The organism is Candidatus Melainabacteria bacterium RIFOXYA2_FULL_32_9 (genome assembly GCA_001784615.1).
In the GTDB taxonomy this organism is placed as follows: Bacteria; Cyanobacteriota; Vampirovibrionia; order Gastranaerophilales; family UBA9579; genus UBA9579.
Genome location: MFRQ01000091.1, coordinates 1 through 13063, shown reverse-complemented (window position 1 = coordinate 13063; position 13063 = coordinate 1). Strand labels below are relative to the sequence as shown.

Sequence of the window (13063 nt, the reverse complement as noted above, 5' to 3'; positions counted from 1 at the left end):
GAGGCTCTAAACAATCTTTATCCGTTCAAACATTCCTTAACCACTCAAATATTTTACCTAATTAACTGGATTCATCATACAAGGCTCTAAGGAAGCAAGAAAAAGTTTTTACATAAAATTATAAATGTCATCCCGAATTTATTTCGGGATCTAACCACGTTTCAACTCTAAGTTATAACTGTATAGATGCCGGAACACGTCCGGCATGACATCAGTAAGTGTTTTTTCTTTCCTCCTTATACAGGCAATTTCTTGTATCATCCCAATAAATTAGTCAACTGTTTATTTTCTTTTATGAGAATTAATAATAATAATAATTTGTAGTAGATTTAGTTCAAATAGTAGGAACATCTTATATATGCGTATCAGAGCAATTGAAAATGAGCAGGAATTTTTAGAGATAAAAGAGGATTGGAATAGATTAGCGATTGGTTTATCTCCATTTAATGATTTTGACTGGATGTATAAATGGTGGCAGTACTTTAAAGGTAAAAATAATCTTAAAATACTTGTAGCTGAGAAAAATAGCAGGATAACAGGTATAGCTCCCATTTACATCAAAAATATACGAGTTTTAAAGGTGTTGCCTTTTAAGAAACTATGCTTTCTTGGCGAAAATTTATCTGATTATCTTGATTTTTTACTGGATAGTGAGTACAAGGAAGAAACATTTGAGCAGCTTATTAATTATATAATTAATAAGATTGATTATGACTTCTTAGAATTGGGACAACTTAATTCTAAATATCCAAATTTTACTTTATGGCAAAAATATACAGAAAATTTAAAATTGGAATTTGTTTCTAATCAGGAATGTCCAAGAATTCTTCTTACTAATTTTGCGTCCTATGATGATTTTTATAAAAAAATGAATAAAAATCTTAAAGGAAGTATTAAGTTCAGGCAAGGAAAAGTCCGAAAACACGGAATTAATCTTGAATACATATTTAAAAATGAAATAACAGAAAAAGATATTGAAGTTATATCGAAAATAAGTCTAAAAAGGCAGGTATTTCTCTATAAAAAGGGTGATAATAAAAGATTTTGTTATTTTGTAGATAAGACAAAAAAGAATTTTATAAGAGATTATTTCTGTTCAACTAATTCTGAGAATACGTTATTGGCTTATGCTGTATGTAATGGAGAAGTTGTGGCTTATGACCTAGCATTACTTAGCAAAGATAAAATGTTTCTTTGGAATGCAGCATTTGATCCTGATTATGATATGTATTCTCCGTTAAAGTTGCTAATAAATGAGTTATTAAAATATGCTTTTGAAAATAATTTTAAATATTTTGATTTCTTAAGGGGTAAAGATAGATATAAACTAGAATGGACTGATAATTTATCTTTAAATTATAAAATAACACGTAACAATTCAGCTATATCTCATATTAGCCATATCTATAACAATATTACTCCTAAATTCCTACTAGATTTGTTGAGAAAACCTAGCAAAGAGATTCTCCAGAATAATCTCAATGAATATGATTATATATAGCCAGAAAACAAGTCCCAAAAATACTGAGATGCAGGGACGACTAAGCTTCTGGATATTCGTCCTGGCTTTCTTCTTTATGATTGCCTTGATAGCTTAACACCAAAGCTTTAAGATCTTTAACTTCATCAGTTAATTTATTTAAAGCATCCACTACGGGATCAGGGATAATGTTATGTTGTAATGGGCTTATTTTTTCACCTTTTTGAATAACCACTTTTCCTGGTACTCCTACTACAGTCGAATCATCAGGAACATCTGATATAACTACAGAACCGGCACCAACTCTAACATTATTACCAAGGGTGATATTTCCTAATACTTTTGCACCTGAGCCAACTACCACATTATTTTTTAAAGTTGGGTGGCGCTTGCCATATTCTTTTCCTGTACCGCCAAGTGTAACACCTTGATAAATTAAAACGTCATCCCCAATTATCGTAGTTTCACCGATTACAACTCCAAGTCCATGATCTATAAAGAATCTCCTGCCTATCTGGGCACCGGGATGAATTTCTATTCCAGTAAGAAACCTAGATATATTGGACATTAATCTGGGAATTACAGGTAATTTCCATTTATATAATTTATGAGCTACCCTATGCATTAAAAGCGCATGAAATCCCGGATAACAGCATAAAACCTCAATTATATTTGTTGCTGCTGGGTCTTTCTCATATATGGTCTGAATATCTTCTTTTATTCTTTGTAAAAACATGCTATCTCCAATTTCGAGTTCCATGTTTATTTTAGCTGCTGATAATTTAATTGCTTGTATTAATAATAATTTATTAATTATTCTTCAAATAATGGTGTGCTCAAGTATCTTTCACCAGAGTCAGGTAATATGACTACTATTAACTTTCCTGCATTTTCATCTTTTTTAGCTTCCTGAAGTGCAGCGTATACAGCGGCACCTGAAGAGATGCCACAGAGTATTCCTTCTTTTTTTGCTAAATTTCTAGCTGTTTCCATCGCATCTTCATCATTGACCTGAATAATCTCATCTATAATTGAGCGATCAAGTATTTCAGGGATAAATCCTGCTCCAATTCCCTGAATTTTATGAGGTCCAGGCTTTCCATCTGATAAAACAGGACTTTTTGCAGGCTCTACTGCTACAACTTTAAATTCAGGCTTTCGATCCTTAATAACCTGACTAATTCCAGTTATTGTACCACCTGTTCCAACTCCTGCAACTAAAATATCAACTTTTCCATCGGTATCATGCCATATTTCTTCTGCTGTGGTTTTTCTATGGATTTCAGGATTTGCAGGATTGCCAAACTGATTCAGCATATATGAATTTTCTATTTCGCTAGCCAACTGACAGGCTTTTTCTATAGCGCCATTCATTCCAAGCTGTCCTGAAGTCAGAACTAATTCAGCCCCATAAGCTTTTAATAACTTTCTTCTCTCTATGCTCATAGTTTCAGGCATTGTAAGGATTAGCTTATACCCTTTAACTGCACTTGCAAGAGCTAACCCAATTCCAGTATTTCCACTTGTGGGCTCAATTAATGTAGTTTTACCAGGTTCAATCTTTCCTTCTCTCTCAGCTGCTTCTATCATAGCTAAACCAATACGGTCTTTAACTGAATTCGCAGGATTAAATGACTCCAGTTTTGCAGCTATTCTGGCTTTACAACCTTCCGTAATCTTATTTAGGTAGACTAAAGGAGTATTTCCGATTAATTCTGTAATGTTCAGGGCAATTTTCATAAAATAATTCCTATCTTGATTCTTTAAACAAGTAATAAAAAATGCGTAAGTATTTTTTATTACTTGTTTAATAGCTGGTTATAAGAAGCAGGCTATAAAAATCTTTAATGATTTTTCCGCTGTCCTTATATAGGATAAGAAAAAAAACCTTCTATTTCAATTGGATAATTTCATAAATAAAAGATAGCAGAATTTCTGCTATCTTTTATACTTGATTCTTTAAAGTTAAGAGACTTTTTTCTTGCAGAGGAACCAGTCAACACATTCTTCATATTGTTCCGGATTAACTTTATCTGCTTCTTCCTGTGTTTTTGGAGGTGGAACTATTACGTTCTCACCTGGTTTCCAGTTTGCAGGTGTTGCCACTTTTTCCTTTTCTACTAACTGTAGAGCATCAATCATTCTGATTATCTCGTTAATATTTCTTCCGACACTTGATGGATAAGATATACTAGCTTTTAAAATACCATCAGGATCAATAATAAAAACTGTTCTTACTGCATGAACTTCACTAATAGCCGGATGAATCATACCATATTTATGAGCTACATCCATTAAAAGATCAGCTATAATGGGAAATTTAATTTTTACTTCAAATTTTTCTTCAATGGTTTTCACCCAGGCTATGTGAGAATAAACACTATCAATACTAAGACCTAACAATTTAACATTTCTTTTTTCAAACTCGTCCTGTTTATCGGCAAAGGCTGCAAATTCAGTTGTACAAACAGGAGTAAAATCAGCAGGATGAGAAAATAATATAACCCAGTGGCCTTTATTATATTCTGAAAACTTAATTTTACCGTGAGTAGTATCTGCTTCAAAATCAGGAGCAGGTTCTCCCAAACGTGGACATAAGAACACTTCTATTGTTTCTTCATATTCATAGTTATCATAATTTTCTGCCATTTTGATATCCCCTTTAAACTATCTACACTTTTAACATAATGATATTAAAGGGATACCATTTTCATTGCCCGAATGTTTCAAATTTAAATACTCGAGTTAATAAAATTCAGAGGCATTATAAATTATTGATTATGATTGTTTAACTCTTTAATCTGGCCAACAAGATTCTCAATAAGTATTATTCCCTCAGCAGAGACAGTATTATTATTTGACTTTAAGCTTTTTTTGAAGCTTGTAAAGTCTCTATCCAGCCTTCTTTCTGATTTTAGAAGTTGAGAATCATTTATACAATTTATGTAATTATTGATGGAATTCTTAAAGCGGTTATAAGATTTCTTATTATACTTGATATTATGAGCTTTTATCTGACTTTCTATTTGTGTAACAGACGATAAAATCTCTTTTTGCGCATGAATTCTTCCATGATGTTCAGCCAAATCCCAGATATTTGCAGGAATATAATAACTGAAATATTCAGTTGTAATCAGTAATTTATCTTTAAACGTCATTGGAGCAGGAATATATTGAGACATTATTGTTGATTTTTTAAGGTTATACTCTAATTGTATATAACAGGAAACTCTTTCAGCTCCTAATTTATACAAAATTAATAGGAGTAAAATAAATAACACTGCACCTAAAATAAAAAATTCGTGAAATATCTGAGATTTTTTCATTAACTTGCTCCTAGTATAAATATATCAGATATTACTCAGATGTTTTATCATTTTTAATGAGCAATAAACTTGAATTTTTGGTAGAGGTATAAAAATAAGTGATATAGGACATATTCAGAAATCAAATTTTCCTAGTGTCATTGTGAGGATCGAAATGCAATGGAGTGACGAAGCAATCCAAAAAAAGATAGTAATAATATTATTTGGATTGGTGACACAGTCACCTTTTATAACTCATAAATCACTGTAATTAAGACTAAGATTGTAGAGTTTAATGGTGCAGCTTTGCTGCCTCGCAATGACAGTGCGACGATTAGCTGGATTATGACTCTGGAAAAATTTATCACTTTAATTTTTACCATTACCGAATTTTTAATTCAGTTATATAAACCATTTTACTGATTTAGCAATTCGGGTAATAAAAATCCTCCCAAGAGGGAGGATAAAAGAATTAGTAAAAGAGACTTGCCAGTTCTAGCTAATCAAGCCGTCAAGCGACCTTAATACTTCATAAGTTACTCCGGCTTCTGACATTTCTTCTGCTTTTAATCCAAAAAGTGTAATCAGCTTTCTGGCCGGTATACTGGAAGGGTCATCACATAATTCGTTACTAACAAAGGAAAGAGCTTCTTCTCGGGTCATCTTCAATTGATATTTCTCATTTTTTGCCCGAGCCCTTAATCTTTGCTTACATTTACCCAATCCAATCACCTTTTAGATTAAAATTTATCAGTAACTGAGAACCAGCGATTTCTAGTATGCACTATTAATTATTCCAAGGGCAATAATTAATTAGGATAAACTTAAAATTATTTAAGATTAATTCTAAATGGCACTAATATTAAGGTTTAAATATTTGATCAAAGAGTTTAAATATAAAGTTTCTTTAAAATCTTAAATAAAACAAATATAGTCAAACTACAGAAGAATATTGCCAAAAACGTAACTGACAAATATCCCAAATATAGCCCATATCAGCATTTTATGTTAAATTAATATAGATAGAAAAAATACCGGGTGTATAGGCTAAGGGATAGAATAATGGCAAAAGCAATCAACTGGCCAGAAGAATTTTATGATGAAGTGATAAACGAAGATCTGGATAGGCCTAAAATAGCTTTGAGATTAGGTACTCTTTATTATGACAATGGTTATTATGTTAATGGCGAAGCAGTCGATATCAGAGTAAATCATAAAATCGTCAGAAGAGCTAAGATTATAGACGAAATGAGAATAGCTAAAATCAAAGAATTATCTGATGATATTCTTTCAATGTATAAAAGCACGTTAAGAGAAAAATCTAAAGTTATAAGCTTTTTAGCAAGTAGCTATAATAAGACAGTAGATGAGGAAGCTGTAGTGACCATAGTTATTTACCAGAATATTCCTCTGGAAAGCAACGAAGAAATAGACGATCCACATGTTGATTAAATTTTGTAAAAAAAACTCTTCAAATAGGTAAACTTTAAAAATCACGGAAGTTTAATACATTGGTAAAACAAATATCAAAAAGAAGAAACATTAAAGAAATTTTTAAGAGCAGTAGAGGAAGCATTTTAGTATGAAGAACTTAAAGAACATCAAATTCGTGAATGGGTTAAAAAGTCTGGGAGTAAAGGTCAAATGGTTTTTATTTACAGAACTGCAGGATTTTAAATTAACATCAGATTATATTAATTATATCTGTCCTGATGCCAAGAAAAAACCGGAAAACCAGATTGAAGAATTAAGAAACCTTGTAAAACAGTCTCTTGTTAGAGAATTTTCTCCAAAGATTCAAGATATGAAGTCTTTTGATCTTATTGTTGATGGTGTAATGCATAAAATTCAAAAGAAATCACTTGAAAAAGAATTAAAAAATTAGTTTTAATTTAAACATAAAGAGCTCGATTTTAGGATCGGGCTCTTTTATTTAAGCTGATTTATTATAAAAACCCTTTGCTGATTCTAGCTGAAGTCTCTTAAATGCTTCTAGTACACTTTTATCCTTATCTTTAGTTTCAAACATAATATCAAAATCCAGATCCCTGAATCTGAAATAAAATTCTGTAAAATCGTCTATATTTATTGAATCAGCATGTACTCCTGGTCTTGCACCAGGCCTTTGACTGGAATAATGGATTTTAGGAATTCCTGTTTGCTCATTCCAGGTAGAAAAACACTTCTCCAATATTGTTCTGATATCATCGTCTTCAGGCTGATTAGTATTTTTTACCTGATGATGCAAAACATCGAATACTACAGGAATACCTGTCTGATCACTAATATTCAGTACATCCCATACATTATAGCTTTTATCATCATTTTCCAGACTTAATCTAACTCTGATATTTTCAGGAATATTCTTATAAACCTGAATAAATCTAGCCATAGCACTAGTTTTATCTCCATAAACTCCACCTACATGAATAATTAATCTGTTAGTAGAATCGACTCCAAGTGAATCAAGAAATTTGGCATGCCATTCAAGGTCTTTAATTGATAGTCTTACGATTTCAGGATTAGGAGAATTAATATTAACAAACTGTCCTGGATGCATGGAAACCCGAATACGGTATTTCTTAATTAATCTTCCTATTTCATCAAATTGTTTTTTATTCTCATCCCACCAGGGAACTGTATTCACAGGATGCGATGCAAAAGGGATAATAACAGAGCTTATTCTGTAAAGAAAAATATTATGCTGATAATTCCACTCAATGACTTCCTTCAATCCTGAAAGATTACTATAAATTAGCTCCCTTAACCTCTCAGGAGTACAATTAGCAAGTTTACAGCTTTTATTTGTAGTAGCTGATATTGAGGTATTTATGCAGGCATATCCTATTCGATGCTTCATAATCATCATTTTATCCATGTAATCATTAAACTAATTTTGTCTAATAATTGTTGCCGGTGGGTAAGTGGTTAGATAATTATATAAAACCAATTATTTAAATCAGATACCCACCCTACACTTTATTTAACTCACAATAAATTAAATACTTTAATTGTAATAAAGCATTATGAAATAAATTTAAATAATATGGCTTCTCTTTTAGGCTAATTTCAATAATTCTTCTATTTTATATTTCAGGATTAATGGATTATCAAGAAGCGAGCTTTTTTCTATATGATCTACTTTTAAACTATTAGCCATATTCCAGACATTATAAGCTCCTGAAATTATTAGAAATTTGGTATTTTCTGTCTCTTCCCTGTTAAGTAAATTCTTAACAAGCCAAACTCCGGCATAACTCTCATCGAATATTTTTTCCATTTCAAGATCGGTAATAACCAAATTATAGTCTTTTTCCTGAAGAACTTTATTAAATCCCTGCTTGCCACTTGTAGCAGTGTTTATTTCAAAAAAATCCTCACCAAATAATCGTCTGATCAAGCTTATATGATGTCTTAACCATTCCGAACTGTCATCTACAATTAATATTTTCTGTTTTTTATTCATATAATCACTACTTCTTTATCTGGAATCTCTAACTGTCATTGCGAGGGCTTTAGCCCGTGGCAATCTATCCGTTTTACATTTAAAAGCTAGTTCATAATTGGCAAGATCCTCACGTCGCTCCTCAGGATGACAATGCGTGTTACTGGAATGATTGATGACTTGGATGAGTGACTATGTCATTCAGGATGACAATTCGGGGAATTACAACATATTATTTGTCGATATATATACTAGATACAGGAATATTGTTACGTCACTGAACTTGTTAACTTCGCACAAATATCTATGTTGATAAATATGATTAGGAACATTATGCTCTGGCAAGATTTTCATCTAGATAATTATGAGCGTAAATGTTTTTATTTAGTAATATTCTTGCTGTCTTATAGATGATTTCCTCTTCAGGATTATCTTTATTATAAGAAAGATCTTCTAATTCGCCAAATTCCTGCATCATGCCGTATAAGCCAAGTAACAGATTATCTGAATCTTTTTCAGGAGTTTGGGTATTTATTACATTATTTATTCTAATTAATTCTGTATCAAAAGCATCAACTATAGCTGAATCAAGCCCACATCCCATAGCCATTACTGCAAAAACCCTGTTAATTATAGGTCTAATTTCTTTAGGGCTACCGTTTGACACATTTGATAAACCAATTGTCGTTAAAATAGTCGGATCAAAACTTTCTTTAAACACTCTTATAGAGTTTAAGGCCTCCTGTATCTGTCCTTGATCTACACTTACAGGCAAAACAAGTGGATCCATAAGAATTTTTGTATTATCAAGTCCCATCTCTGCTGCTTTGTCAACTATAAGAGCAGCAATTTCAAGTCTGCCATCGGCATCTCTTGGAATACCTGTTTCATTACTCATAGTAAGAGCGATTAAATAAGAATTGTAATCAGCTGCAAGCTTGACCATATTCTCTAATCTTTCAGGATCACCGCTTGCACTATTAACTATACAATCTTGAGGATTAGATATAGTGCTTAATCCTGCACTCATCTCAATCATGTTTGTTGTGTCAAAGGAGAAATTAGGATTTGTTACTTCATGAATAGTAGAAATTAACCATTTCATAACTTCACCTGAACTACGCCTAGCTGGCCCAATATTTAAATCTACCCAATCCATGCCAGCATCAACCTGTCTTTTAGCAAGTTCCTGAATGTACTGGCTATCTCTTTCTTCTATAGCAGTTCTGGTTTTTTTAGAAATAATATGGATATTTTCTCCAATGAGTTTCATTATTTTTCTCCTTTTATCTTGAATCTGGATAATAGCCTTTAATTGTTAAATGGGTAGATTGCCACAGATTCCTTCGGAATCTTCGCAATGACAATTATACATTTTTTATTTTTGGATAGTTTCTTAGTCATCTTACGATAATATGATATTTACGATTGTTTAACCTGATTCTTATATAGATTTAAAGTATTTGATAGTAACATTGCAATGGTCATAGGACCGACTCCACCTGGGACCGGTGTTATATAACCAGCTTTAGGTTCAACTTCATCAAAATCCACATCGCCAACAAGTTTGCCATCAGCTGTTCTGTTTACCCCTACATCAATAACGACAGCACCTTCTTTGACGAAATCTCCTTTAATAAGTTCAGGCCTGCCTACAGCAGCTATAAGAATATCTGCCTGACTTGTTATATCTTTTAGATTTCTTGTTCTACTATGGCATATTGTTACCGTGGCGTTTTTATCAAGTAATAATATTGATACAGGCTTTCCGACAATATTAGATCTGCCTATAACCACCGCATTTTTAGACTCTATATCAATATTATACTCTTCTAAAAGCTTCATTACTCCAGCTGGAGTACATGGTACTGCATCAGGCTTTAATCCTGTGACTAATTTGCCCATATTAACAGGGTGAAAACCATCTACATCTTTTTCCGGCAAGATTTTCTCAATAATTTCATCAGTATTAATATGCTTTGGTAACGGTAATTGAACTAAAATAGCATTTACATCTTTATCCTGATTTAATTCTTCAATTTTATTTTCAAGTTCTTGCTGGCTTATGTTTTCATCAAGTCGAATAGTTGTTGAATTTATACCGACTTCTTGAGCGGCTTTTTCTTTCATGCCAACATATACTTTACTTGCAGGATTATTGCCAACAATGATAACTACCAATGAAGGCTTAGTTTCAAGATTAGCAACTTCATTTTTGATATTTTCACGTATCTTTTGAGCAACTTCTTTGCCTTGAATTAAAGTAGCCATAATCTCTCCTTAAATTTACTATAGAGGTGGCAGATTTAACCTGAATAAAAGCTCTTTTGCTGCCTCAATTACAACTTCTGAATCTCTAATTATATTATCATTCTCCAATTCCTCATCATAAGGCAAAAATCCGAGTACATTCAAATCATATTCACTAAGTACCTGAGAGACATTCTCTGGAACCTGACGGCTTTTTACTTTATTAAGAACAAGGCCCAATTGCCCCGGAGAGGAATATTTTAAAGATAACTGTTTAATTTTCTCCGCTGAATATACAGAGGTTAGAGAAGTATCACTTACAATTAATGTAACATCAATAGGATAATCTACGAGTTGATATAAGTATTCCAGATCATATTCACAGTCAAAAATAACAAGATCATATGATTTAAACAATTTAACCAGAGCATCATTTATTTGATTTGCGGCAAAGCAACTACAATCTTTTGTTGATACCATCCCTGATGCAATAATATCAATTTCATCATACAGGTTAATAATCATATCCTGTAAAGCCCATTCGATATACTCCTGCTTTGACATATTAGGAGGAATTTGGGTTTTATATTTATATTTTCCTGATCTTATTTCAGAGATTGTGTCTTTTGTTTCAATTCCAAAAGTATATCCAAGCTCACAGGTTAAATCATTATCGACAAGAAGTATTGACTTATCAGGATGTGACTCGTGTAAAGCAGTTAATAATGAATTTGTAAGGGTTGTCTTTCCACTCCCACTTTTACCGATAATAGCAATAGATACAGTCATATTTATTATTTACCTATCCCAGATATTTCTCTCTTAATGCTTTAGCTAGATCAGAAGTCAACACCATTGCCCTATTTGCAAGATCCACACTTAAACTGCCAGCTCCGCACGTGGGAGTTATAAATGCCGACTCAATTACTAAATTTTCAGCAATACCTTTATGAGTTAAGTAAGATTTTGCCTCTTCAAATTTATCAACCAAAGTATCAACAGTAGCAGCTTTAAGGGCATCCTCATCGAGAGTTGGAACCATGCCCCAGGCAATATAGCCACCATTTTGTAGAAAATCACCCAACTCTTTACTAAATAAACTCAAACTTTCTGCAAAATAAAACCCGTCAAAGTTAAGGATATCTACGCCGCTTTGAGTAATAAGTGACCAATCTGTTTTACCACAACAATGAACCCCTACAAGAGCTCCATTTTCTTTAAGAATGGAAGAAATTTCTGAAATGCTGCTAATAATATCCTGCTTGGTAATTGTAATAAAAGCAGAAGTTCCGTATTGAGAAATACTTGGTTCATCCATAAAAATAACAGGAACACTTTCAGGAGAGGCTTCCTTGAATTTTTTAACCAGCCATAATGCTTTTAATGTTAGTCCTTTAATAACTATTTCTTTTAAGGTTTCATCATAATAAGCACATTTTTTTTCTCTATCAATCAAGGTTGTCCCATAGGTAAACGGTCCAATTATTTGTCCTTTTACTGCTTTAGGCTTGTTTTCTTTAACTTTATCAAGAAATAAAGAAATTGTTGAAGAAAATTCCTCTGTAATACCGTATTTATCTAATAAATCAAAATTTTTCTCACTAACTATACTTTCATAATCAAGATAAAATTCTTCTAATTTCTCATAAAAATCTTCTGCATCTTGATCTATATACCAGCGATTATCTTCTTTATCAAATATAATGCCGGGAATATTTTCAGAAACTTGAGCAGTCATACCCTCATTAGGACTAATATGGGCTAAAGTAGGCAGGACAGGAGAATTAGGAAAACACGAAAAAATTAAATTAACAGCTTCTTCAGGATTAGTATGAGGTAAACTCCCTATTGCTGTAGCCAAAAGCTTTAAATTATTTTTCAAAATTTCCTCCCTCTATAATAAAGCTGCTCGATCTCAGGTTATTTTATTTACAATGATTAAGTCATCAGTGCATAATTATAAATAGGTTATAAATAATTTAACATGTATAATATTCATGTGCCAGTTTATTATTAAGATATTTTGATTTTCACTAGAAAGCTTTATGGAAAAGAGAACTTTAGCTGAATTTGTATCATCAACAAGAGAAGATATTGGTCTTTCACAAAAAGGCCTTTCAAACAGATCGAATCTTGATATTTCTGTTATTGAAAGAATAGAATCTGGTCAGGAATTATTTTTAGCTACATCAATAAGGCAAAAACTAGCTAAAGGATTAAAAGTTGAAACCAAGAAAATAAAATCTCTCGAAAAACAACCTCAAATACATAATAACGAACCATCTCCTGATTATATAGAAGAATTAAAGTTAAGAATACTGGCAGGTCAGCTCTCCGGCAATATCTGTCCTATCTGCAAATCAGAATTAATTTGTAGGCTAGCTGAAATGCTTGACCTTCAAGACAATCTTGTACAGCATCCCAAAGCCAGATGCTCCAAATGCCCTTTCCAGATAAGATAATTGCTAGAATTATTATAAATTCTCAAAAGATATTGATTTTAAGTGCTTGCCTAGAATAATGTTTGGTAAAGGTATAAAAATAAGTGATATAGAACATATTCAGAATAAAATTTTCTAGTGT

General features: G+C 32.1%; 15 protein-coding genes. 4 read left to right on the top strand and 11 right to left on the bottom strand.

All coding sequences use genetic code 11. The annotated features are described in order from the left end of the window. The first annotated feature begins 358 nt into the window (after positions 1 to 358). The gene (locus A2255_04770) at positions 359 to 1501 is read left to right on the top strand and encodes a hypothetical protein (GenBank protein ID OGI19683.1); all 1143 of its coding nucleotides are present in this window, start codon (positions 359 to 361) and stop codon (positions 1499 to 1501) included. Between the two features lie 40 nt (positions 1502 to 1541). Here the strand turns inward: A2255_04770 and A2255_04765 are convergent, their stop codons facing one another. From A2255_04765 to A2255_04745, 5 genes are all read right to left on the bottom strand, one after another. Further along, positions 1542 to 2216 (bottom strand): serine O-acetyltransferase, encoded by a 675-nt coding sequence (locus tag A2255_04765; protein ID OGI19682.1) that lies wholly within the window; start codon positions 2214 to 2216, stop codon positions 1542 to 1544. Positions 2217 to 2293: 77 nt separating this feature from the next. Continuing rightward, positions 2294 to 3220: a cysteine synthase A gene (locus tag A2255_04760; GenBank protein OGI19681.1), complete on the bottom strand. Its 927-nt coding sequence runs from the start codon at positions 3218 to 3220 to the stop codon at positions 2294 to 2296. Between the two features lie 225 nt (positions 3221 to 3445). After that, the gene (locus A2255_04755) at positions 3446 to 4129 is read right to left on the bottom strand and encodes a peroxiredoxin (protein OGI19680.1); all 684 of its coding nucleotides are present in this window, start codon (positions 4127 to 4129) and stop codon (positions 3446 to 3448) included. A 122-nt stretch (positions 4130 to 4251) separates the two neighbouring features. After that, positions 4252 to 4806, bottom strand: a complete 555-nt coding sequence (locus A2255_04750; protein OGI19679.1) for a hypothetical protein — start codon at positions 4804 to 4806, stop codon at positions 4252 to 4254. Between the two features lie 474 nt (positions 4807 to 5280). Continuing rightward, positions 5281 to 5508: a hypothetical protein gene (locus tag A2255_04745; protein OGI19678.1), complete on the bottom strand. Its 228-nt coding sequence runs from the start codon at positions 5506 to 5508 to the stop codon at positions 5281 to 5283. 339 nt (positions 5509 to 5847) lie between these two features. On the opposite strand from A2255_04745, the gene A2255_04740 reads away from it, so the two are divergent. Beyond that, positions 5848 to 6237: a hypothetical protein gene (locus A2255_04740; GenBank protein OGI19677.1), complete on the top strand. Its 390-nt coding sequence runs from the start codon at positions 5848 to 5850 to the stop codon at positions 6235 to 6237. A gap of 130 nt (positions 6238 to 6367) precedes the next feature. Next, the gene (locus A2255_04735) at positions 6368 to 6670 is read left to right on the top strand and encodes a hypothetical protein (protein OGI19676.1); all 303 of its coding nucleotides are present in this window, start codon (positions 6368 to 6370) and stop codon (positions 6668 to 6670) included. Between the two features lie 48 nt (positions 6671 to 6718). On the opposite strand, the gene A2255_04730 is transcribed toward A2255_04735, so the two are convergent. The 6 genes from A2255_04730 to A2255_04705 form a co-directional block, all read right to left on the bottom strand. Beyond that, entirely contained in the window at positions 6719 to 7645 is a 927-nt protein-coding gene (locus A2255_04730; GenBank protein OGI19684.1) for a UV damage repair endonuclease UvsE, read from the bottom strand. A 198-nt stretch (positions 7646 to 7843) separates the two neighbouring features. After that, positions 7844 to 8251, bottom strand: a complete 408-nt coding sequence (locus A2255_04725; protein OGI19675.1) for a hypothetical protein — start codon at positions 8249 to 8251, stop codon at positions 7844 to 7846. 310 nt (positions 8252 to 8561) lie between these two features. Then, positions 8562 to 9503, bottom strand: coding sequence for a hypothetical protein (locus tag A2255_04720; protein ID OGI19674.1), 942 nt, complete (start codon positions 9501 to 9503; stop codon positions 8562 to 8564). Between the two features lie 149 nt (positions 9504 to 9652). Next, positions 9653 to 10501, bottom strand: a complete 849-nt coding sequence (locus A2255_04715) for a bifunctional methylenetetrahydrofolate dehydrogenase/methenyltetrahydrofolate cyclohydrolase (protein OGI19673.1) — start codon at positions 10499 to 10501, stop codon at positions 9653 to 9655. Positions 10502 to 10519: 18 nt separating this feature from the next. Then, positions 10520 to 11269: a hypothetical protein gene (locus A2255_04710; GenBank protein OGI19672.1), complete on the bottom strand. Its 750-nt coding sequence runs from the start codon at positions 11267 to 11269 to the stop codon at positions 10520 to 10522. Between the two features lie 13 nt (positions 11270 to 11282). Continuing rightward, entirely contained in the window at positions 11283 to 12362 is a 1080-nt protein-coding gene (locus tag A2255_04705) for a hypothetical protein (protein ID OGI19671.1), read from the bottom strand. A 163-nt stretch (positions 12363 to 12525) separates the two neighbouring features. On the opposite strand from A2255_04705, the gene A2255_04700 reads away from it, so the two are divergent. Continuing rightward, positions 12526 to 12942: a hypothetical protein gene (locus tag A2255_04700; protein OGI19670.1), complete on the top strand. Its 417-nt coding sequence runs from the start codon at positions 12526 to 12528 to the stop codon at positions 12940 to 12942. Positions 12943 to 13063 lie beyond the last annotated feature (121 nt).